Annotated in this window: 17 protein-coding genes; 1 reads left to right on the forward strand and 16 read right to left on the reverse strand. The window is 69.2% G+C overall.

Annotated features, from left to right (window positions below; all coding sequences use genetic code 11):
• Positions 1-57: 57 nt before the first annotated feature.
• The 3 genes from ACSVDM_RS17150 to ACSVDM_RS17160 all read right to left on the reverse strand — a co-directional run bounded on the left by ACSVDM_RS17150 (position 58) and on the right by ACSVDM_RS17160 (position 5,204).
• A complete protein-coding gene (locus ACSVDM_RS17150; protein ID WP_439266142.1) occupies positions 58-3,288 on the reverse strand; it encodes an arabinosyltransferase domain-containing protein in 3,231 nt (1,076 codons plus the stop codon).
• A 73-nt stretch (positions 3,289-3,361) separates the two neighbouring features.
• Positions 3,362-3,856: a hypothetical protein gene (locus tag ACSVDM_RS17155; protein WP_067642857.1), complete on the reverse strand. Its 495-nt coding sequence runs from the start codon at positions 3,854-3,856 to the stop codon at positions 3,362-3,364.
• A 46-nt stretch (positions 3,857-3,902) separates the two neighbouring features.
• Complete coding sequence (locus ACSVDM_RS17160) at positions 3,903-5,204, reverse strand: DNA polymerase IV (protein ID WP_439266369.1); 1,302 nt, start codon at positions 5,202-5,204, stop codon at positions 3,903-3,905.
• Between the two features lie 169 nt (positions 5,205-5,373).
• Between ACSVDM_RS17160 and ACSVDM_RS17165 the strand changes: the two genes are divergently transcribed.
• Complete coding sequence (locus tag ACSVDM_RS17165; protein ID WP_067497501.1) at positions 5,374-6,249, forward strand: UTP--glucose-1-phosphate uridylyltransferase; 876 nt, start codon at positions 5,374-5,376, stop codon at positions 6,247-6,249.
• Between the two features lie 460 nt (positions 6,250-6,709).
• Here the strand turns inward: ACSVDM_RS17165 and ileS are convergent, their stop codons facing one another.
• The 13 genes from ileS to murD all read right to left on the reverse strand — a co-directional run bounded on the left by ileS (position 6,710) and on the right by murD (position 21,865).
• Positions 6,710-9,844, reverse strand: a complete 3,135-nt coding sequence (ileS, locus tag ACSVDM_RS17170) for an isoleucine--tRNA ligase (RefSeq protein ID WP_439266144.1) — start codon at positions 9,842-9,844, stop codon at positions 6,710-6,712.
• A gap of 269 nt (positions 9,845-10,113) precedes the next feature.
• Positions 10,114-10,314, reverse strand: a complete 201-nt coding sequence (locus ACSVDM_RS17175) for a hypothetical protein (protein WP_439266146.1) — start codon at positions 10,312-10,314, stop codon at positions 10,114-10,116.
• An 86-nt stretch (positions 10,315-10,400) separates the two neighbouring features.
• Positions 10,401-11,264, reverse strand: a complete 864-nt coding sequence (wag31, locus tag ACSVDM_RS17180; RefSeq protein ID WP_181699249.1) for a DivIVA-like cell division protein Wag31 — start codon at positions 11,262-11,264, stop codon at positions 10,401-10,403.
• Between the two features lie 60 nt (positions 11,265-11,324).
• On the reverse strand, positions 11,325-11,627 hold the full coding sequence (locus ACSVDM_RS17185; protein ID WP_067497489.1) for a YggT family protein: 303 nt from the start codon (positions 11,625-11,627) through the stop codon (positions 11,325-11,327).
• Between the two features lie 89 nt (positions 11,628-11,716).
• Entirely contained in the window at positions 11,717-12,472 is a 756-nt protein-coding gene (locus ACSVDM_RS17190; protein WP_067642872.1) for a cell division protein SepF, read from the reverse strand.
• 107 nt (positions 12,473-12,579) lie between these two features.
• The gene (locus ACSVDM_RS17195; RefSeq protein ID WP_067497483.1) at positions 12,580-13,317 is read right to left on the reverse strand and encodes a YggS family pyridoxal phosphate-dependent enzyme; all 738 of its coding nucleotides are present in this window, start codon (positions 13,315-13,317) and stop codon (positions 12,580-12,582) included.
• A 34-nt stretch (positions 13,318-13,351) separates the two neighbouring features.
• Positions 13,352-14,083 (reverse strand): peptidoglycan editing factor PgeF, encoded by a 732-nt coding sequence (gene pgeF, locus ACSVDM_RS17200; protein WP_067642878.1) that lies wholly within the window; start codon positions 14,081-14,083, stop codon positions 13,352-13,354.
• 149 nt (positions 14,084-14,232) lie between these two features.
• The gene (gene ftsZ, locus ACSVDM_RS17205) at positions 14,233-15,492 is read right to left on the reverse strand and encodes a cell division protein FtsZ (RefSeq protein ID WP_067497477.1); all 1,260 of its coding nucleotides are present in this window, start codon (positions 15,490-15,492) and stop codon (positions 14,233-14,235) included.
• 131 nt (positions 15,493-15,623) lie between these two features.
• Positions 15,624-16,301, reverse strand: a complete 678-nt coding sequence (locus ACSVDM_RS17210) for a cell division protein FtsQ/DivIB (RefSeq protein WP_439266371.1) — start codon at positions 16,299-16,301, stop codon at positions 15,624-15,626.
• A gap of 8 nt (positions 16,302-16,309) precedes the next feature.
• A complete protein-coding gene (gene murC / locus ACSVDM_RS17215; protein ID WP_439266373.1) occupies positions 16,310-17,752 on the reverse strand; it encodes a UDP-N-acetylmuramate--L-alanine ligase in 1,443 nt (480 codons plus the stop codon).
• Positions 17,753-17,877: 125 nt separating this feature from the next.
• On the reverse strand, positions 17,878-18,987 hold the full coding sequence (gene murG, locus ACSVDM_RS17220) for an undecaprenyldiphospho-muramoylpentapeptide beta-N-acetylglucosaminyltransferase (protein ID WP_225282263.1): 1,110 nt from the start codon (positions 18,985-18,987) through the stop codon (positions 17,878-17,880).
• Positions 18,984-20,432, reverse strand: coding sequence for a putative lipid II flippase FtsW (ftsW, locus tag ACSVDM_RS17225; RefSeq protein WP_439266150.1), 1,449 nt, complete (start codon positions 20,430-20,432; stop codon positions 18,984-18,986). The genes murG and ftsW overlap by 4 nt, the downstream gene beginning before the upstream one ends.
• Positions 20,429-21,865 (reverse strand): UDP-N-acetylmuramoyl-L-alanine--D-glutamate ligase, encoded by a 1,437-nt coding sequence (gene murD, locus ACSVDM_RS17230; RefSeq protein ID WP_067642884.1) that lies wholly within the window; start codon positions 21,863-21,865, stop codon positions 20,429-20,431. The genes ftsW and murD overlap by 4 nt, the downstream gene beginning before the upstream one ends.
• Positions 21,866-21,894 lie beyond the last annotated feature (29 nt).

A 21,894-nucleotide genomic window follows, 5' to 3' on the forward strand; every position in this document is an offset into this window, starting at 1 on the left:
TGGCTGGATTTCGGGGTGAAATCCAGCCACCTGAGCGTGGTGATCAAGTGTCCAGGGTTACCAGGCGGTGATGACCGGGCCGGGAGTCCAGGTGCCCCACTCGGTGCGGGGGTTCACCGAGACCTCGGCGGGGGTGGCTGTGGTGTCTCGGGGAAGGTATTGCTCGAGGGAGCCCCAGTCCTTGTCCCAGTCGTTGTTCAGGTACGTGGGGAGGGTGCGGGCGGTGAAGAGGAGCTGGGTCCAGCCGAGTGGGCCGCCGCCGTCGTGGCCCTGCCAGAGGTTCGTGATGGTGGCGCCGTTGCGGTCGGGGAGGATGCGGTATTCGGGGTGGGTGGCGACGCCGTTGTGGGTGGGCAGGTGGTTCTGGCACGGGAAGTGCAGGCCCACAGCCCAATCCAGCAGCACGGGGGTGTCGCGGCCGAGCAAGGCGTTCAGCGTGGTCGTCTGCGGCATGCGCGGCGGGGTCACGGCGAGCCACTGGTCGGGGCCGAGATCCTTGTCGGCGGCGACCAGGCGGACCGCCGTGGCGTCGGCGGGGAGCTGGTCGAGCGGGACGCGCAGGTTGCGCCAGATGGGCGCGGGGCCGATGTCGATCGGCATGACCTGACCGGTGACCTGCACCGTGCCGTCGGGGGCGGCGGTGCCGTATTCGACCGTCAGGTCCTGGCCGGGGTGCACGATGCCGTCGGCGTCGACCGAACGGATCCGGCCGGCCACCGACACCGCGAGCAGCGGGCCGCGCGGGCCCTCCGGCAGGCGGAACCAGCCGGTGGTCAGGGCGGCGGGTTCCTGCGTGCCCGCCCGGTAGCTGCCGAGTACCGGGGTGGTGGCCGGGTCGAGGCCGAACGGGAGCTGCAGCGAACCCTGGCGTGATTCCGAACCAGCCGACGTGGTCGCGTCGCGCAGCTCGTCGGGGTCGTCGGAGACCGAATTCGCTTGGCCGGTGGTGGATTCCACCTCGTCGGAGGTGAGCACGGGCGCAACGCCGTCGGGGCGGAAACCGGTCGATTCGCCCGTCATGGTCGTGGTCATGTCACCGGCGAGCGGGGCGAGCATCGAGGCGTTGGCGTCGGTTTCGACGAGCACCTCGTCGGCCATCCCGCAGCCACCGCCGAACGCCGCGTTCAGGTTCGAGCTCGCCACCGAGTACGCCGGGTACTGGGCGACGGCGGCCTTCGCGAAGGACGCCACCTCGAACAGCACCATCATCGCGGCGGCTACCGCGAGCACGGGCACACCGCTCAGCCGCGTCGGCTTGGCCGACGGATTCGGATGGATATGGAACCAGGCGGCGATCAGCAGCGCGAGCCCGGTGAGCCCGGCGAACACCGTGGACACGCCGAATCCGGCGACCGACGGCGGCTTGTCCCACCACGGCACACCCCACGCCGACACGTACCAGTAGCCGTTGGCGCCGACGAAGGTCACCGCGAGCGCGAAGAACACCGCGGCGGCGAACAGCGCCCGGTTGCGCAAGGGCCGCAGCACGTTCGGGCTCACGGCGACCGCGGTGACGGCGGCGACGCAGGTGGCGAGGCCGGCGAACACACCGAACTGGTGCGTCCACTTGGTCGGCGAGAACATCATCAGCACCATGGCGGCGAGGGTGATGCCGAGCAGGCGCCGGGTGGGGCCGACGGCGGTGCCGGGGATGTGACCGCCGCGCCGCAGCATGGTCGCCGCGCACACGACGAGGCCGAGCAGCATGACGAACACCCCGAAGCGGCGGGTGAGCCAGCCGTCGGCGTTGATCTGCAACAGGAACTGGTAGCGCAGGAACTCGAAGAACCAGGACTCCCCCGGCCCGATCTTCTCGTGTACCGCGAACATCTCGCGCACACCGGCCAGGGTGCGGTCGGCGAAGACGACGGTGAGCACGACAACGCCCGCCGCGAGGATCGGCAGCAGCTGCGACAGGTAGCCGACCGTTTTGGCCCGGCGCACGATCACCGCCGTCATGGTGCGCGCACCGGCCACCAGCGCGCCGAGGCAGATCAGCCCCGACGGCGCACCGGTGAGGGTGAACGCGGCCACGATCACCGCCACCGCGTAGGGCAGCAACCGTCGCGTGGCGATGGCCCGCTCCACGGATACCCAGGTGACCAGAACACCGAGGGCGACAACGAATTCCGCGCGCAAGCCGTTGTTGTAGGGCAGCCAGAACGCGAGGAACACCAGCGCCGCGGTCCAGGTGACGAGCTTGCTGTGCCGCAACGCGATACCCAGGCGCGGCAGCACTTCACGGCTGATCAGCCACCAGGTGAGCACACCGGCGAGCAGCGCGGGCAGGCGGACGAGCGGGCTGACGGTGGAGATGTGGGTGAGCCAGCCGATGATGTCGGTGTAGGGGGTGTAGAACGGGCCCTCGTCGACGCTGAACCAGCGGTAGTAGTTCGACATGTTGCCCGAACTGCGTGCGCCCCTTGCCATCCCGAGGATGTAGCCGTCGTCGGAGGTGTTGGCGCCGATGAAGTGCCAGACGCCGAGCACCGCGAACACCAGCCAGTCGACCGGGCGCAGCCGCCACCAGCGCTGCGGCAGGAACCGGCGCGCCGACCGGCCGTCGGCGGCGTCGAGCCGGTGCAGCGCGAACAGGGCGACCAGCGTCGCGAGCACGCACAGCGCGATCACCGCGAGCTTGGGCCAGGTGGGTGAGGTGATGTAGCGCGAATCGACATCGACGCGCACCGCGAGGTCAGCGGGTGCGGCGCCGGTGAGCTCGCTGAACACTCCGACCACCTGCGGGCGGAGATCACCGGCGAGGGTGGCGCCCTCGCCGAGTCCTGTTGTGGTGACCGTCGATCCGGTCGGCGACAGGGTGACGGTGAGCGCGCACGTCCGGTCGAGCACCTCGGCCAGCGGCGCCGTCCACACCAGCGTCGAGCGCGACACCACGTCGACCCGGCCGGGGCGCTCGGGGGTATCGGCGACGACCTTGACGACGAAGCCGTATTTCTCCATGTCGGCCGATTGCCGCGGCACGGTGGACACGACCACCCCACCGGTCGCCGCGACCGAACTCAATGCCGCGCACGGCACCGTCGCCGTCAGCGCGGCCGGGGCGTAGGCCACGAGCGGCGCCTCGACCGACGCGGGCAAGCCCTGCTGCGGCCAGGACACGCTCGCGGCGTCGACGCGGACCGGAAGGAAGGGGATGGCTGCGGCGCTGAGCACCGCGATCAGCCCGGCGACGATCGCCACGACCCGCGCCCAGCCGGGCGAACCCGGTCGCACCGGCTCCGAAGCACCCTTGGGCGGATGCCCCTGCCGCACGATCGTCTCAACCACGGGGCCTGATCCTAACCGCGCCCCCGCCGGCGCCCCAGCCGCCCCGTCGTGGAGCCGTCGGCGCAGCGGAATGTCAGACGCACGCGGCCGACTGCTGACCCAGATTCGTCAGCATGGTGCAGGCCCACGCCTTCTGCACCTTCCACTTACCGGCGTCGGCGACGAAGGGCACGTCCACCACATTCGTCTGCCCGTTCACCGTGAAGTTCGCCTTGGCGTTCACGCTGTCACCGAAAGAGGTCACCTCGGTGACCTGCACCTGGACACCGGCGTCGCGGGCGGCGACGGCCAGGCGGTTCGGCAGCTCGGGATCGGCCTCGCCACCCTGCACGAAGTCCAGCTTCTGCTCGTTGGGCACCGAGGGGTCCAGCGCGGTGTTGAGCTGAGCGTTGAGCTCCTCCACCGACGGCACCGGTGGCAGCGCGTCGTCGGTGGCGGTCGTCGTGGTCGCCTTGGCACTGGTGGTGGTCTTGGCGGCGGGCTTGTCTTCGGTGCACGCGCTCAGCCCGAGTGCGGTGATCACGGCCAAACCTGCGATCGCGACACGGCCGATCCTGCGGTGGGTCAACTGCTCGTCCTTCGGTTCGAGGGGCGGGGTTGCCGGGCGTGGCCGCTCAGTCGAGGCTGGCGAGCGGGTCGGCGGGCGACAGTCCCGATTCGTCGGCAGGAAAGGTACGCGCCGGGCCGGGGCCTGTCGAACTGGTCTCGAAACGCACTGTCACCACGCCGTAGCCCGCACCCTGCACCCACCCGTGCCCGAACTCCGGATGCCGCACGTCCATACCCGGAAGCCATTGCCCCACCGGCAGTTCCGCTGGTTCGGCCACCGGCTCGGGCGCCTCGACGGAGTCGGTGTCGATATCGGCGGGCAGCGCCTGGTCGAGTTCGGGGAACAGCGATTCCTGGCGAACCATGGTGAGCCCGCCGTAACCGACCCCGACCAGCCGGATCGGCCCGAGTTCGGCGGGGTCGATGGCCGAGCGTTGCGCGGCCGCGGCCAGCGTGCCCAGTTCGGTGGTGGCATACGGCAGCGTGAACGAGCGGGTCACGATGCTCATGTCGGACTTCTTGAGTTTGAGGACCACGGTGCGGGCGGCGCGACCGTCGCGTTCGAGTCGGCGGTGCGCCGAGGCGGCCATGGCGGTGATCGCGGTGCGCAGGTCGGCGAGGGTGACGATGTCGCGTTCGTAGGTGTTCTCGGCGCTGATCTGCTTGGCCTCCGCCCGCTCACTGACCGGCCGGTCGTCGATTCCGCGCGCCAGCCGGTGCAGCGCGGCACCGACACTGCCGCCGAGGATCGAGGCGGCCTCGACTTCCGGCAACGCCGCGAACGCGCCGACGGTCTCGATACCGAGGCCGCGTAAGCGCGATTCGGCGACCGGACCGATGCCCCACAGTTTGCGCACCGGCAACCCGGCCAGCAGCGCGCCCTGTTCGGATGGCGAAATCACCCGCATCCCATCGGGTTTCGCCAGTCCGGAGCCGATCTTGGCCAGCTGTTTCCCGGTGCCCGCCCCGATGGAGGCGGTGAGACCTGTCCGCGCACGGACCAGCGCGCGCAGCATCGCGCAGTACTCCTCGACCTCGGCGACGCTCGCCCCGGCGAGCTCGGCAGGCTCGGCGAACGCCTCGTCGAACGACAACGTCTCGAGCACCGGCACCCGGCTGCGCAGCGCGTCGAACACCCGTCCGCTCAGCACCGAGTACACGGCCCCGCGCGGCGGCACGACCACCGCCGAGACACCGACCAGCCGCCGCGCCTGGTGCATGGGCATGGCCGACCGCGCACCGAACACCCGCGCCTCATAGCTCGCGCCTGCCACCACCCCGCGCTGACCCACCCCGCCCACCAGGACCGGCCTACCGCGCAGGGTCGGCCGGGTGAGCTGTTCGGCCGAGGCGAAGAAGGCGTCCATATCGATGTGCAGCACCCACCGACGTGCGGTGACCGCAGCATCGGGCCTGGCCGCGACCGGGACGTGGGTACTCACGAGCGCAATGTACGCGGCCCCACCGACAGATCCTCGACACCCGGCCGCCACCGAGGCACCGCACAGACACCTCGAAATGTGTGATGATCGGGTGATGAAGATCCGTAAGGCTGTTATCCCGGCCGCGGGAATCGGCTCCCGGCTGCTGCCCCTGACCAAGGCGACGCCGAAGGAGATGCTGCCGGTCGGCGACAAACCCGTCATCGAGCACACGGTGCGTGAGTTGGTCGCCTCCGGTATCACCGACATCACCATCGTGGTGACCAGTGGCAAGTCGCTGATCCAGGACCATTTCCGGCCGAACCCGGCGCTGGTCGCCCAATTGCGCGCCGACGGCAAGTCCGCCTACGCCGACGCCGTGGAGGAGGTGGGTGAGCTATCGCGCGAGGGCCACATCACCTACCTCGACCAGCACGGCCCGTACGGCAACGGCACCCCGGTGCTCAACGCCGCCCGCCACCTGGGCGACGAACCGATGCTGGTGCTCTGGCCCGACGACGTGTTCGTCGCCGAGGTACCGCGCGCCCAGCAGCTCATCAAGGCCTACGAGTCCACCGGCTGCCCGGTGCTCGCCCTGATGCCGATGGAACCGGGCGAGTCGCAGCGCTACGGCGTGCCGGTGGTGCGCGAGGACCTCGACGACGGTTTGCTGCGCATCTCCGGGCTGATGGAGAAGCCGAAGCCCGAGGACGCCCCCTCGGCGTACGCGGCCATCGGCGGGTACGTGGTGACGCCGGGCATCATCGACGAACTGCAGCTGCAGACCGACAACTGGTACACCCACCGCACCGGCGAGGTGTACCTGACCGACGCGATCAACAAGTACGCCGCCGAACACGCGGTGTACGGGCAGGTGATCCAGGGCCGCTGGTATGACACGGGCAACCCGGCCGACTACCTGGTCGCCCAATTTGCCTCGGCGCTGGCCCATCCCGAGTACGGGCCGCTGCTGCGTCAGCTGGTGGACTAGCGGTTCGCCTGCGCCGCTCCCGCGCGGCGCAGGCGAGCGGTCAACACCGTTTGTCCGCGAGAACGAGGTTCGTCGCGATCGTCGCCACGAATCCGAACAGCAGGCGCCGCAGAACTTTTCGCCGCACAGGTGGACTCCCCTCGTCCCGGCGACGGGTCGCCGACTGGTCGGTTACCGGGCGGCATCTCACCGATCGCGGCACGCCGCCCGTCGATCCGGTGCCGCGACGGAGGTGCGCTCACTTCCGCCGCGGCCCCGTTTCCACAGGACACTCATCACGAACCGTCGCTGTCACCTCAGCGTGTTCCATGCGCATGTGCAGCAACTCGACCCATTGTGCCCGAAGTGGCCCGAGAAAGTCGCCATTTCAGCAACCTTCCCGCGAACTATCCCGTCAGCCTGCGATTTTCGGTCGGAAATAGTGTCCGGGGCCGGGCGAGGCCGACCCCGGACGGGCGATTCAGGCCTTGCTGAGGGCCACCTTCACACCACCGGTGATTTCCGGGGCGTCCGCGTCGACCGCACCGAATGTGAGTGTGGTCGCGAGGATTTCGCCTGCGATCAGGTCGCGGTGGGTTTCGGCCCACTCGGCCCGCTCGGCGGGAACCTCGAGCACCACGCTGATGCGGTCCGACACGTCGAGACCCTGCGACTTCCGGGTTTCCTGCAAGTCGCGGATGAGGTCGCGGGCCCACCCCTCGGCTTCCAGTTCCTCGGTGACCACCGAATTCAGCACGACCAGACCGGCATTGCCGGGCAGGGCGGCGGTGGATTCGGGTTCGGCGGCGACCAGGCGCTGGGTGTATTCCTCGGGCAGCAACGTGATCCCGGCGGCGGTGACGACACCGTCGGCCGATTCCGACCACTCCCCCGCCTTCACGGCCTTGATCACCGTCTGCACCTGCTTGCCCAGGCGCGGACCGGCCGCGCGGGCGTTGACCGCCAGCTCGAAACGGCCGTGCGCGGCGACATCGGTGGTCAGGTCGACCTTCTTGACGTTGACCTCGTCGGCGATCAGCGCGGTGAACGGGGCGAGTCGTTCGGCGTCGGCCGCCGCGATGGTCACCTCGGCCAGCGGCAAGCGCACCCGCAGGTTCTTGGCCTTGCGCAGGCTCAGCACCGTGGAACACACGGTGCGCACCTCGTCCATGGCCGCGACCAGCTCCGGATCGTGCGGCAGTTCGGACTCGGCGGGCCAGTCGGCCAGGTGCACCGAGCGTTCGCCGGTGAGCCCACGCCAGATCACCTCGCTGATCAGCGGCAGCAGCGGCGCGGCCAGCCGGGTGGCCACCTCGAGCACGGTGTGCAGGGTGTCCACGGCGTCGCGGTCCTCGGACCAGAAGCGCGAACGTGACCGGCGCACATACCAATTGGTGAGCGCGTCGGCGAACGAGCGCAGTTCGTCGCAGGCACCGGCGATGTCGTAGGTCTCCAGCGCCTCGGTCATCACGTCGCGGGTCACCGCGAGCTTGGCCAGGATGTAGCGGTCGAGCACGTTCGGCGAATCCGTGCGCCACACACCGGGCTTCGAGGCGTAGAGCTGCAGGAAGGTCCACGCGTTCCACAGCGGGCGCAGCGCGTGGCTGACGCCTTCGCGGATGCCGCGCTCGGTGACGATGAGGTTGCCGCCGCGCAGGATCGGCGAGCTCATCAGGAACCAGCGCATCGCGTCGGAACCGTCGCGGTCGAAGACCTCGTTGACGTCGGGGTAGTTGCCCTTGGACTTCGACATCTTCAGGCCGTCGTCACCGAGCACGATGCCGTGCGCGGCAACGGTTTTGAACGACGGCGAGTCGAACAGCGCGGTCGAGAGCACGTGCAGGGTGTAGAACCAGCCGCGGGTCTGCCCGTTGTATTCGACGATGAAATCGCCGGGGAAGTGGCTGTCGAACCACTCCTTGTTCTCGAACGGGTAGTGCACCTGGGCGAAGGGCATCGAACCCGACTCGAACCAGCAGTCGAGCACCTCGGGGACCCGGCGCATGGTCGACTTCCCGGTCGGGTCGTCGGGGTTGGGCCGGGTGAGGTCGTCGATGCCGGGACGGTGCAGGTCTTCCAGGCGCACGCCGAAGTCGCGCTCGAGTTCGTCGAGCGAACCGTAGACGTCCACGCGCGGGTGGGCCGGGTCGTCGGACACCCACACCGGGATCGGGCTGCCCCAGTAGCGATTACGGCTGATGTTCCAGTCGCGCGCGCCCTCGAGCCACTTGCCGAACTGTCCGTCGCGGATGTGTTCGGGCACCCAGGTGATGTGCTTGTTCAGCTCGACCATCCGGTCGCGGAACTTGGTGACCGCGACAAACCAGGACGGCACCGCCATGTAGATCAGCGGCTGACCCGAACGCCAGCTGTGCGGGTAGGAGTGCTCGATCGTCTCGTGGCGCAGCAGTTTTCCGGCGGCCTTGAGGTCCTTGATGATGACCGGGTTGGCGTCGAAGACCATCAGGCCCTCGTACGGCGGCACCATCGAGGTGAACTTGCCCGCCGGGTCGAGCGGTTGCACGATCTCGATGCCGTTGGCCGAGGCAACGTCCATGTCCTCCTCACCGAAAGCCGGTGCGAGGTGGACGATTCCGGTGCCGGAGTCGGTGGTGACGTAGTCGGCGGTGAGTACCCGGTGTGCGTTCGGATGTCCGAGGAAGAAATCGAACGGCGGCTGGTAGGACAGCCCGGCCAGGGCGGCGCCGTCGTACTCGCCGAGCACGGCCGGTTCCTCGCCGAATTCGCGGGCGTAGTGCGAAACCCGTTCGGCGGCAAGCAGATAGCGCTTGCCGTCGACGGCCTGGAGGTGGACGTAGCGCACGTCGGGGTGCACGGCGATCGCGAGGTTGGACGGCAGGGTCCAGGGGGTGGTCGTCCAGATCAGCGCGTTGGCGCCGTCGAGCGCGGCCAGGGGGTGCTCGGTGGGGACCGACAGCACCATGTCGACCGTGACCGCGGGGTCCTGGCGCATCTTGTACGCGTCGTCGAGGCGCGTCTCCTGGTTCGACAGCGGCGTCTGCTCGTACCAGCTGTAGGGCAGCACCCGGAAGCCCTGGTAGATGAGCCCCTTGTCGTAGAGGGACTTGAACGCCCACATCACCGACTCCATGAAGTCGAGATCGAGGGTCTTGTAGTCGTTGTCGAAGTCGACCCAGCGCGCCTGGCGGGTGACGTACTCGCGCCACTCGTTGGTGTAGCGCAGCACCGAGGACTTGCAGGCGGCGTTGAACTCGGCCAGCCCCATCGCGTCGATCTGCGACTTGTCGGTGATGCCGAGCTGCTTCTCGGCCTCGATCTCGGCCGGCAGGCCGTGGGTGTCCCAGCCGAAGCGCCGGTCGACCTTCTTGCCGCGCATGGTCTGGAAGCGCGGGATCAGGTCCTTGACGTAGCCGGTGAGCAGGTGGCCGTAGTGGGGCAGGCCGTTGGCGAAGGGCGGGCCGTCGTAGAAGACGAACTCACTGTTGCCGTCGCGGTTGTCGATGCTGGCGCGGAAGGTGTCGTCGCGGGCCCAGTAGTCGAGCACCGTGGTTTCCAGTTCCGGGAACGTCGCGCCGGAACCGGCACCGAAATCGACCCGGGGGTACGCGCCACCGGTGGTTGTCTCGTCCGCCATTGCGGAATGCTCCTCGTGCCGCCGCGCCGCCGGCGCGGATCCGTGGCACGGGGACGATGCCGGCGCAGGTGCGCCGAAACCGCGGTACCACCCCGTTTGCCCGCGCCGGGAAAGCACGCGAGCCTCTCGTTGCGAGCTGTGACGGGCTCACCCGTTCGGTTCTACTGAGCGCGAGTGCGCCGTTCTTCCGAAGACTCCCCGGTGATGGCCGGATCAACGCCGTGTGTGAATCGATTCTAACCGGGCTCGTCCAGCCTATTTCCGCGCGGTCAGTCCTTGCGGGCATGCCGTCCCGGCGGGACCGGGTCGTTCTCGGGTCGCCCACCGGCGAGCGCGCTCACCAGGAGGGTGCCGGCGCCGATAATGCAGATCAGGATGCAGCCCCACGCCCACGCCACCGAGCCGGTGGCGAGTGCCGCCACGAGCAGTGCGAATCCGATCGCGGCCAGAACGAGCGTCAAGACGAGCATGCTGACTCCCAAGCAACCGAGCAGCCCGACGAACTGGGCGTTCCCGAATCACGCGACGCGCTGCGCCGCGCGACCCGGGTTCCAGTTTACTTGGCGCCCTTGGCGAAGGAGGAGGCCGGAGCCAAACTGTTGGACGATCCGTTGGTGTCGCCCGCGAACTCGCCGCCGTCGACCGGAACGGCCGAGCCACGGTTCTCCAGTTCCTCGAGCTGCGACTCCAGGTAGGACTTCAGGCGCACGCGGTACTCGCGCTCGAAGGTCTTGAGCTGCTCGATCCGGCTTTCCAGCACCGTGCGCTGCTGGGTGATGGTCGCCATGATCTCGGCGTGCTGACGCTCGGCGTCGGCGGTGAGGGCCTCGGCCTTGTCCTTGGCCTGGCGGATCTGGGTCTCGGAGCGGTTCTGCGCGTCGGCCAGCATCGCGTCGGACTTCTGCCGCGCGTCGGCGATCATCGCCTCGGAGCGGGTGCGGGCGTCGCCCACCAGACGCTCGGAGTTTGCCCGCGCGTTCGACAGCAGGCTCTCGGCCTCGGTCTTGGCGTCGGTGGTGAGGCGGTCGGCCATCTCCTGCGCCAGGGTGAGGACCTTCGCGGCCTGCATGTTGGCGTCGGGGCCCGAGTTGTCGCGGACGGGCGCGGCCACCGGCATCGGCGCGGGCGGCGCCGCCGGGACCGGCGCCGGAATAGGTTCTGGTGCGGGCGGCGGTGCCTGTTGGACCGGGGCCTTCACGGCGGCGACCGGGGCCGACCCGCGATTCTTCTTGGCGTCGGCTAGCTCGGTGTCGAGCTCGGCGACCCGCTGACGCAGGTCGGCGTTCTCCTCGATCAGGCGCGAAAGCTCCTGCTCGACGAGATCCAGGAAGGCGTCGACCTCGTCCTCGTTGTAGCCGCGCTTACCGATCGGCGGTTTGCTGAACGCGACGTTGTGCACATCGGCGGGAGTCAGCGGCATCGAAGGATCCCTTCACGCGGTCTTTGGAGAACTAGCAAGCGGTCTTCTCGACTCATTGTGTCACACGGAGGTCACGGGCTGCCCGAGCCTACCCACGATGGACATCAGGATGAACACGACGAAGAGCAGAACCATAATCGACAGATCGAGCCGAATACCGCCCAGATTCACGGGAGGTATCAAGCGTCTCAACAGTTTCACCGGCGGATCGGTGACGGTGAAGATGAACTCCAACACGATCACCACCACGCCGGTCGGGCGCCAGTCACGCGCGAAACTGCGGATGAACTCCACGATCACCCGGCTGATCAACAACAGCCAGAAGATGAAAAGCACGAGGTACAGAACCGCGAACAGGGCCACGGGTTCACTCTGCCGCAAAATCGGCGACGTGCAAAATGGCCGCGCCGCGCAGTGCGCGGGCGGCCATCATGGCAGTTCGTGAATTGTCACTATTTCTGGTTGTAGAAGCCGTTTTCGGCGATCCGACGACGCTCTTCGGCCGATACGTCGACATCGGCCGGTGAGAGCAGGAACACCTTCGTGGCCACCTTGTCGAACGAGCCACGCAGCGCGAACGCCAGCCCGGCCGCGAAATCGACCAGCCGCTTGGCATCGGCGTTGCTCAGGTCGACCAGGTCCATGATGACCGGGTTTCCCTCGCGGAAACGCTCACCGATGATCCTGGCCTCGCTGTAATCGCGCGGACGCAGCGTGGTGATCTTGGACAAGGGACCTCCGTCCTCGAAGATCCCGGGCCGCCGCACGGGCGCGGGCTCGGGGCGCAAGCGCTCCTCCAACCTGCGCTCCTCGGCGTCGGGATCGACCGCGAGCGCGCCACGGGTCGAGCCGCGCATCCCCGGCGCGACCCCGCCCGCCCGGAACGCACGGCCCGACGAGGGCGCCGTCTCGATCCTGGTCGGGCGCCGCGGCGGATCGTAGCGATCCTCGGCGTAGGCGTCGTCGACGTAGTCGTCGCGACGCGCCTGGTAAGCCGGCTTGTAGGCAGGCTGGGGGAAGTCGTCGGCTTCGTCGCCGAAACGTTCGGAGCCGTAACGATCTTCGGCGTAGCGGTCGTAGCTGCGCGGGCGAGTACGGCCGGCGCGCTCCTCGGGGCCGCGCGAGGCGTGATCGTCGACGTAGTCGTCTTCGTACTCATCGAGCGGAACCATGCCGAAGTACGCCTTGAACTTGTGCAGCGTGCTCATCCTGGACGACCTTCCTTCGGCCCCGGTGGCGGCCGGGTGTTGAAGTTCTTGCTCAGCGCCTCGTCGGCCAATCGTATGTGTCGAATGTGACTGATGAGGTTTCTTTGCTACGCCGAGGTTATCGGTCGGGCGCCCATCAAGGCGGTACCGACACGCACACACGTCGAACCGTGTTCGACCGCGATCTCCAAATCACCCGACATACCTGCAGAAAGTTCGGTGGCATCGGCGTGTTGCGCGAGCAGCGAAGTGTGCAAAGTCGCAAGCTTCGCAAAGGACGCATGAATGTCGGCGTCAAGGGGTGGAATCGCCATCAGACCGGCCAGATGCAGTCCGGGGGCCTTCGCTACCAGGTCGGCCAGGGCGGGTAGATCGGCCGGTTCGACACCCCCGCGTCCGGGGTCGGCGTCCAGGCTCACCTGCAGCAGCACCCGCAGGGGCGCGGTACGCTCGCCGGCTGCCTGTGCGTCGGTCACCGCCCGGTCCAGCGCGTTTGCCAGCCGTTCGCTGTCGACCGAGTGCACGGTGTGTGCCCATCGGGCCACGGCGCGGGCCTTGTTGCGCTGCAAGCGGCCGATCATGTGCCACTCGACGTCGTCGTAGGCCAGTTCGGCGACCTTGGCCGAGGCCTCCTGTTCGCGTGACTCGCCGAACTCGCGCCTGCCGAGGCGGTAGAGGATGTCGACATCGGCGGCCGGGAAGAATTTGGTCACCGGCAGCAGTCGGACGGAGCCCGCGGGGCGGCCCGCGGCGGCCACGGCGGCGTCGAGCCGCGTGAGCAGCCCGTCCAGGCGGGTCGAGAGTTCGCTCGCGCGATCGGTGCCGGTCGAGGTCTCCTGGGTCATGCGGCCTCCCCTCGCCGGGTGGTGTGCTGCGGGCTCATGCGGTCGGGTCCATCCAGATCACACCGGCGATGCGGCCGGTCGGGGCGCCGCGCCGGTGGCTGAACAGGGTTTTGTCCTCGATGGTGCAGCGCGGGTCGAGGGCGATGCCGCCGACGCCCGCCTCGGTGAGCTGCCTGCTGATGCCCGCGCGCAGGTCGAGGCCGGGGGTCTTGCGGACCGTGGTGGTTGCGCTGCCGGGCAGGTGAGCCTCCACGTCGGCACGCATGGCGGCGGGCACCTCGTACTGACGACCCGACGCGGCGGGCCCGAGGAAGGCGCCGATGCGCTCCACCCGGGCGCCGACCGAGACCATCGCCTCGAGTACCCGAGGCACGATGCCGATTCGGGCGCCGATGCGGCCCGCGTGCACCGCCGCGATCACGCCTGCCTCGTCGTCGGACAGCAGGATCGGCACGCAGTCGGCGGTGAGGACGACCAGGGCGAGGCCGGGCACGGTGGTGACCAATGCGTCGGTCACCGGGACCGGTTCGGCGCGCGGCCCGTCGACGATCTCGACATTGCGGCCGTGTACCTGCTCCATCCACACCAGCCGGTCCGGGGTGAGCCCAATGCCCTCGGCCAGGCGGATCCTGTTGCGGCGCACGGCCTCCGGATCGTCACCGACGTGATCGCCCAGGTTGAACGAGTCGTACGGGGCGACGGAGAAGCCACCGGCGCGGGTGGTGGTCACCCGGCGAACGGTCACGGTGGGGGGTGCGGAAGTCATGGTTCGAGGGTAGTGCGGTCGGCGGGTCGATCGGTGCGCGTGCGGGGTGACATCGGTCAACCCGGCCGCTGGCCGCGGCGGCCCCGGGCTGAGCCGGAGACGCGAAAGCGCCCGAACTCACCGGGGAGTTCGGGCGCTGTTGTCCGTGCCTAGCGGCGCATGAAGATCGGCACCTCGATGTCGTCGTCATCGTCGCCGTCGTCGCGCGGTTCGGGGTTGTTGACGCGGTTGAGCGCCTGTTCGGTGACCCGCTGCCGCTCCGACTCCCGATACCGCTCGGTGTCGCGGTAGTTGGGCGCCGCCGCCCGTCCGCTCGACATCCCCGCGGTGGCGGGCTCGGTGGGCCGGGCCGGGGCCTCCGTGCTGCGGCTCTGTCCCACCTCGCCCGCACGACCGGAGCCGATCGGGTTGGACGAGGACCGGCCGGTCTGCATGGTGTTCTCGACCGCGCGCCGCGAGGGGCCGCCGCCGTCGAAACCGGCGGCGATCACGGTGACGCGCACTTCGTCGCCGAGCGAATCGTCGATGACCGTACCGAAGATGATGTTGGCCTCGATGTGGGCGGCCTCCTGCACCAGCGAGGCGGCCTCGTTGATCTCGAACAGACCGAGATCGGAACCACCCGCGATCGAGAGCAGCACGCCGTGCGCACCGTCCATCGATGCCTCGAGCAGTGGCGAATTGATCGCCGTCTCGGCCGCTTTCACCGACCGGCCCTCACCGCGCGCCGAGCCGATGCCCATGAGCGCCGAACCGGCACCCGACATCACGCTCTTCACGTCGGCGAAGTCGACGTTGATCAGGCCGGGGGTGGTGATCAGGTCGGTAATACCCTGAACACCGTTGAGCAGAACTTCGTCTGCCGACCGGAAGGCATCCATCAGACTCACCGCCGCGTCGCCCAGCTGCAGCAGCCGGTCGTTCGGAATGACGATGAGGGTGTCGCACGACTCGCGAAGCAGGTTGATGCCCACTTCGGCCTGGTTCCCACGCCGTTTTCCCTCGAAGGAGAACGGCCGGGTCACGACACCTATAGTCAGCGCGCCCAGCTTGCGGGCGATGCTGGCGACGACAGGGGCGCCACCGGTTCCGGTACCACCGCCTTCGCCTGCGGTGACGAAGACCATGTCGGCGCCCTTGAGCACCTCTTCGATCTCGTCCTTGTGGTCTTCGGCCGCTTTGCGACCGACTTCCGGATCGGCTCCGGCGCCCAGTCCTCGGGTGAGTTCACGGCCGACATCGAGCTTCACATCGGCGTCGCTCATCAGCAGGGCCTGTGCGTCGGTATTGACCGCGATGAACTCGACTCCCTTGAGTCCCTGTTCGATCATCCGGTTGACGGCGTTCACGCCGCCGCCGCCGATACCGACGACCTTGATCACGGCAAGGTAGTTGTGCGGGGGCGTCATGGGCTCTCGCCTTCCTTCGATCTAAAACCCTCAACCTCAACCATAGGGTTGGCGTTATGTCAAGTATCCGACTGCTGCGGAACGCTATTCGCAGCCACCGCGATCCCGGCGCAGGCGCGCCGAAGTTTCGCTCACTTTACCGTGACCAGATTCGGACTCGAAACGTCGAACACGGTGCCTTCCCGGGTGAGCAGCGGCATTACGACGGCAGCTTTGCGCTCCCCGTCGCCCGTGCCGCCCCACACTACCTTTCTTCCGTCGCGCAGGTTGAGCGAGACATCCGAAACCGACCGTGCGACAACCTCACCCACCTGCACCGACAACGCGGGCGGCAACGTGACCAGCACGGCGACGGCGGCGCGGGCCGCGTCCGGCCCCGGCATCGAGCCCTCGGTGACCAATTTCGGCACACCGATCGGCGGTGCCGGCTCGATCGCGAATTCCACACTCTCGGCGTCGATCAGGTGGGCGCCGTCGGGAGCGTCGAGGTACACCACCGGAGTTCGCTCCACGACCGTCACCAGCACCGTCGACGGGAACTTCCGCTGCACCCGGACCGAGCGCACCGTGGGGATCGCGGCCACGCGGCGGGCGATCGCGGTGGTGTCGATGCGCAACATCGAACGCCCGTCCGGGATTTCGAGCCGCTCGCGCACCTGTTCCTCGGGCACGGCCGTCAGGCCGTCGATCCGCACGGTCCGTACCGACAATGCCGGGGTGAACCACGCGAGCACCGCCAGCACGGTGACGACGACCAGCCCTACCGCCGTCCAGAGCCGGTAGCCGTGCCACCCGCGCGCCGCGGGCATCGGCAATCTCACCGGCCGCCCTGCTGCGGGCGGGCCCGCAAGCCGTCGAGGATCTGGTTGCCGAGCATGGTGACATCGCCGGCGCCCATGGTGATCACGACATCACCGGGCTGCGCGAGCGCCGCGACCTGACGGCCGACCTTCGACATATCGGGCTGGTAGTGCACGGGTTTGGTCACCGACTGGGCCACCAGCGCACCGTTCACGCCGGGCAGCGGTTCCTCACGCGCGCCGTAGACGTCGAGCACGACCACCTCGTCGGCCAGGCTCAGCGCGGTGCCGAACTCGGTCGCGAAAGTGGCGGTGCGGCTGTAGAGATGCGGCTGGAAGACCACGATCACCCGGCCGCGTTCGATGCGCGCTCCGTCGCGCGCCTCCTGCGCGACGAGCTGCGCGGCGGCCTCGAGCACGGCCCGCACCTCGGTGGGATGGTGGGCGTAGTCGTCGAAGACGCGCACGCCGTTCTCGCGACCGGTGAACTGGAACCGGCGGTGCACGCCACCGAAACCCTCCAGGCCCTGCACGATCTCGTCGATGTCGGCACCGGTCGCCCGGGCCGCGAGCAGCGCGGCGAGCGCGTTGAGGGCCATGTGCCTGCCGGGCACCGACAGGCGGACCGTGCGCGGCGTCGTCTCGCCGCCCAGCTGGAATTCCACGATGCCGCCGATATCGCGCGGCTGCCAGTCGAGCAGCCGGGCACCGACGGGCACGGGCGCGTTCGTCAGGTCGCCGGACCCGTAGCCGAGCACCTGCACACCGCGTTCGGTGAGCCGGGGCGCGACCCGTTCGGCCAGAGCGAGCGAGCCGGGATCGTCGAGGCAGACCACCAGCAGGCCGCCGGGGGCGAGCCGGTCGGCGAAGTCGTCGAAGACCTGGATGTAGGCCTCGTCGGTGCCGAAGTAGTCGAGGTGGTCGGATTCGATATTGGTGACCACGGCGACGTCGGGGTCGTATTGCAGCAGCGAACCGTCGGATTCGTCGGCCTCGGCGACGAAGATGTCACCGCTGCCGTGGTGGGCGTTGGTGCCCGCCTCGTTGAGTTCGCCACCGACCGCGAACGAGGGGTCGGCGCCGCAGTGCTGCAGCGACACGATCAACATCGAGGTGGTCGAGGTCTTGCCGTGGGTGCCCGAGACGAGCAGGGTCTTGTGCCCGCGCATCAGGGCGGCGAGCACGGTGGGACGCATCAGCACGGGAATGCTGCGCCGATTGGCTTCGACCAGTTCGGGGTTGGTCTTCGGAATGGCGGCGTAGGTGGTGACGACGACGGTCGGGCCACCGGGCAGCAGGTCGAGCGCGTCGGCGTCGTGCCCGATGCGCACCTGCGCGCCGCGGGCCCGCAGCGACAGCACGCCACGGCTCTCTCTGGCATCGGATCCCGACACCGCACCGCCGCGCGCCAACAGGATTCGCGCGATACCGGACATGCCCGCACCGCCGATCCCGACCATGTGCACCCGCGCGAGTTCGGCGGGCAACGCCGAACCCACGGGCTCACCCGCGGCATTCACCGCGGTACCCGTGCTCGGACGGTCCGGCTGGTCACGCTCGGCTTCCGCCTCCGGCCGCTGACCGCTCATCGGGCGAGCCCGGCGACGATGCGTGCCACGGTGTCGGCGGCGTCGCGGTGACCGGCGCCTGCGGCGGCGCGGCTCATCTCGGCGAGTCGGGCGGGGTCGAGCAGCAGCGGAATCACCTCGTCCATCACGAATTTCGGGGTCAGCTCGGCGTCGGGGACAATTCTGCCACCCCCCTTGGTCACCACGGGGCGCGCGTTGAACTCCTGCTCGCCGTTGCCGTGCGGCAGCGGCACGTAGAACGCGGGCAGCCCCACCGCCGACACCTCGGCGACGGTCATGGCGCCGGAGCGGCAGACCACCGCGTCGGCGGCGGCGTAGGCCAGATCCATCCGCGACAGGTACGGCACCGCCACGTACGGTGCGGGCGCGTCGGCGGTACTCACCTCGACGCTGTTCTTGGGGCCGTGCGCGTGCAGCACCGAGATCCCGGCGGCGGCCAATTGCGGTGCGGCGCCGGAGATCGCCTCGTTGAGGCTGCGCGCGCCCTGTGAGCCGCCGAACACCAGCAGAACCGGGCCCTCGGCGGGCAGACCGAAGTGCTCGCGGGCCTGCGCGCGCAGCGCGGGACGGTCGAGTTCGGTGATGGCGGCGCGCACCGGGATGCCGACGACCTCGGCCCCGGCCAGGCCGGAGTCGGGAACGGCGGCAAGCACTTTGGTGGCCAGCTTGGCGCCGACCTTGTTGGCGATGCCCGCCTTGGCGTTGGCCTCGTGCACGACGACCGGAATCCGGCGCTGCCTGCCGATACCGCGCGCGGCGAGGTAGGCGGGCAGGGCGACGTAGCCGCCGAAGCCGATGACGACATCGGCCTGCACCCGGTCGATCACCGCGCGGGTGGCGCGCACCGAGGAGAACACCCGTCCGGGCAGGCGAAGCAGGTCGGCCGACGGCTTGCGGGGCAACGGAACCGGCGGGATCAGCTCGAGCGGGTACCCACGGTCGGGCACCAGTTTCGTCTCGAGTCCGCGCTCGGTGCCGAGTGCTGTCACCCGGATCGAATCGTCGAGTCTGCGCAAGGCGTCGGCCACCGCCAGCGCGGGTTCGATGTGGCCTGCGGTTCCCCCGCCTGCGACGATCACCGACAACCCGGATCGCGGGCTACTCACTTGGATCTACCTCGTTCTCTAGCGTGTGGCATCGGATAGGTCGGTTCCCATGCTCTGGTCGACCGTAGCGAACTGGTGCCGCGGCTTTCCGGCGCGCGTCGCCTGCGCGGGGCATCGGGTTGGCGGCGTGGGGCCTGACGTGGGCGTTCGGTTTTCGCCCGTGGCGCGGGCTTGCGCGGCGCCGGGGTGTACACCTCGGGCACGGGAAGCCGCAACAGCCTGCTGAGCCTGCCGTCCTGGCCCGCTTTGAGCGCCGAGACCGCCTCGGGCTCGTGCCTGGCCGCGCTGGCGATGATGCCGAACATGAACAGCGTGATCGCCAGCGACGAACCACCGGCCGACACCAGCGGCAGCTGCAGACCGGTCACCGGCAGCAGACCGACGACGTAGCCGATATTGATCAGGGCCTGCGCGGTGATCCAGGTGGTCGCGGTGGCGGTGAGCAGGCGAAGGAACGGGTCCACCGAGCGCAGCGCGATGCGGATGCCGGTGTAGACGAACATCGCCAGCAGGGCGAGCACCGCCATGCAGCCGAGGAAGCCGAGTTCCTCGCCGATGATGGCGAAGATGAAGTCGTTGTGCGAGTTGGGCAGGTAGCTCCACTTGGCGCGGCTCTGCCCGAGCCCGCGACCGAGGATGCCGCCGTCGGCCAGCGAGTACTTGGCCTGGCGTGCCTGATAATTGGCGCCCTGGGGATCGTCACCGGGATTGAAGAACGCGCGCACCCGGTCGGACCGGTACCCGGCCGACAGCGCCAGCACCGACGCGACGACCAAGCCGCTGACCATGATCCCGACGAACAACCGCACCGGCAACCCACCGAACCACAGCAGCGCCATCAGCACGATGCCGAGCGCGATCGTGGTCGACAGGTTCGGCTCGAGCACCACGAGCAGACACACCAGCAGGCCGGCGGGCACCAGCGGCACCAGGATGTCCTTGAGGTGTGCCCCGCGACGCGACGCGAGCAGGTGCGCGCCCCATACCACCAGGGTTACCTTGACGACCTCGGACGGCTGGATCGAGATGGGCCCGATGTCGAACCACCGCCGTGCGCCGCCGTGCACCGCGCCGATGCCCGGAATGAGCACCAGCACCAGCGCGATCACCGAGATGCTGAACGCCGGGAACGACCACTGCCGCAGGACCCGCAGCGGCAACCGCAACGCGATGTAGAACGCGACGGCGCCCAGCCCGGCGAACATGGCCTGCTGGATGAACAGCGAATACGCCGATCCACCACCGGCATAGGCCTCGACGCTCGACGCCGAGAGCACCATCACCAGGCCGAGCACCGTCAGCAGGGTCGCGATGGTGACGACGAGGTGGAACGAGGCGAGCGGACGGGCCAGCCATGCGCCGAAACGCTCCCCCGCCCATCCCGGCTGCGGGGCGATCCGTTTCCGGCGCCCCCCGGTCCGGGTGGTCTGGCCCGTCGATGTCATAGCGCCCGCCCGATGTCACCGTCTTCCAGTGCCGTGACCGCGTCGACGAAGCAGCGTCCGCGGTGGGTGTAGTCGTCGTACATGTCCAGGGACGCGGCCGCGGGTGCCAGCAGCACGGTGTCTCCCGCCCGGGCCATGCCCGCCGCGGCGCGCACGGCGCGGCCCATCACCGCTTCGGCACGCTGCGATCTCGACGACTCCATGTCTGCATCGTCTCCCGCGTCCAGTGCGATGACCGGGACTTCGGGCGCGTGTCGCGCCAATGCGGCGGCGATCACCGGCGCGTCGGCCCCGAACAGGACCGCGCCCACGAGCCGGTCGGCGACCTCCTCGATGAGGTCGTCGATGGTAGCGCCCTTGAGCAGGCCGCCCGCGACCCACACCACGTGCGGGTGCGCGAGGATCGATGCGCGCGCGGCGTGCGGGTTGGTCGCCTTGGAGTCGTCGATGAAGTCGACGCCGCCCAGTTCCCGCACGAACGCGGTGCGGTGCGGGCCGACCTTGTGTTCGGCCAGGCCCTCTTTCACGAACTGGGGTGCCACGTCGATGGCCCTGGTCAGCGCCGAGGCGGCGAGCGCGTCGGCGATACCCGCCGGCCCCTGCGGGCTGATGTCGGAGGTCTCGGCGAGGATCGCGGCCTTGGTGAAGGCGCGGTCGAGGAGTTTGCCGTCGACCACGCCGAGTTCGCCGTCGGCGGGCACGCCCACGCGGAACCCGACCGTGCGCCGCGCCTTGGACTTGCGCGCCAGCGCACCGGCGACCGGATCGTCGAGGCCGACCACGCCGATGCGGCCGGTGAGGGCACGCGCCTTGGCGGCGGCGTAGGCGTCGAGCCCGCCGTGCCAGTCGAGGTGGTCCTCGGCGACATTGAGCACCACACCGGCCTCGGGCCGCACCGACGGCGCCCAGTGCAGCTGGAACGACGACAACTCGACCGCGAGCACCTGCGGACCGGGATTGCGGCGCAGGGCGTCGAGGATGGGCAGGCCGATATTGCCGCAGGCCACACTGGCGATGCCCGCGGCGCGCAGGATCGAGTGCGTCATCTGGGTGGTCGTGGTCTTGCCGTTGGTTCCGGTGACCACCAGCCACTTACGGACCGGGCCGTAGATGCGGGCCTGATCGACCCACCAGGCGAATTCGACGTCACCCCAGACCGGGATGCCCTCGGTGACCGCCGAGACGAGCACCGGCGAATCAGGCCGCCAGCCGGGGCTGGTGATGACGAGGGCGAACCGCGTGAGATCGGCGTGCTCGAGTTCCACCGTGGTGGCGATCTCGAGCCCGAGTTCGGCGGCCTCGGCCAGGGCTTTGGCGCCGCCGTCGGTGACGACGGGGTGCGCGCCGATATCGCGCAGCGGTTCGATCAGGGAGCGTCCGGAGACGCCCCAGCCGGCGACGAGAACGTCACGGCCACGCAGGAATTCGAGCATGGGGCCCGGGGAACGCAGGGCACGGGGCG

The sequence above is a fragment of the Nocardia sp. JW2 genome (genome assembly GCF_051843015.1).
Taxonomy (GTDB): domain Bacteria; phylum Actinomycetota; class Actinomycetes; order Mycobacteriales; family Mycobacteriaceae; genus Nocardia; species Nocardia coubleae.

Bases quoted from the DNA above. Each gene is read 5' to 3' on its own strand.
- ACSVDM_RS17160 (WP_439266369.1), bottom strand. From the start codon at position 5,204: ATGGACGCCTTCTTCGCCTCGGCCGAACAGCTCACCCGGCCGACCCTG.
- ACSVDM_RS17165 (WP_067497501.1), top strand. From the start codon at position 5,374: ATGAAGATCCGTAAGGCTGTTATCCCGGCCGCGGGAATCGGCTCCCGG.
- ileS (WP_439266144.1), bottom strand. From the start codon at position 9,844: ATGGCGGACGAGACAACCACCGGTGGCGCGTACCCCCGGGTCGATTTC.
- ACSVDM_RS17175 (WP_439266146.1), bottom strand. From the start codon at position 10,314: ATGCTCGTCTTGACGCTCGTTCTGGCCGCGATCGGATTCGCACTGCTC.
- wag31 (WP_181699249.1), bottom strand. From the start codon at position 11,264: ATGCCGCTGACTCCCGCCGATGTGCACAACGTCGCGTTCAGCAAACCG.
- ACSVDM_RS17190 (WP_067642872.1), bottom strand. From the start codon at position 12,472: ATGAGCACGCTGCACAAGTTCAAGGCGTACTTCGGCATGGTTCCGCTC.
- ACSVDM_RS17195 (WP_067497483.1), bottom strand. From the start codon at position 13,317: ATGACCCAGGAGACCTCGACCGGCACCGATCGCGCGAGCGAACTCTCG.
- pgeF (WP_067642878.1), bottom strand. From the start codon at position 14,083: ATGACTTCCGCACCCCCCACCGTGACCGTTCGCCGGGTGACCACCACC.
- ftsZ (WP_067497477.1), bottom strand. From the start codon at position 15,492: ATGACGCCCCCGCACAACTACCTTGCCGTGATCAAGGTCGTCGGTATC.
- ACSVDM_RS17210 (WP_439266371.1), bottom strand. From the start codon at position 16,301: ATGCCCGCGGCGCGCGGGTGGCACGGCTACCGGCTCTGGACGGCGGTA.
- murC (WP_439266373.1), bottom strand. From the start codon at position 17,752: ATGGTCGGGATCGGCGGTGCGGGCATGTCCGGTATCGCGCGAATCCTG.
- ftsW (WP_439266150.1), bottom strand. From the start codon at position 20,432: ATGACATCGACGGGCCAGACCACCCGGACCGGGGGGCGCCGGAAACGG.
- murD (WP_067642884.1), bottom strand. From the start codon at position 21,865: ATGCTCGAATTCCTGCGTGGCCGTGACGTTCTCGTCGCCGGCTGGGGC.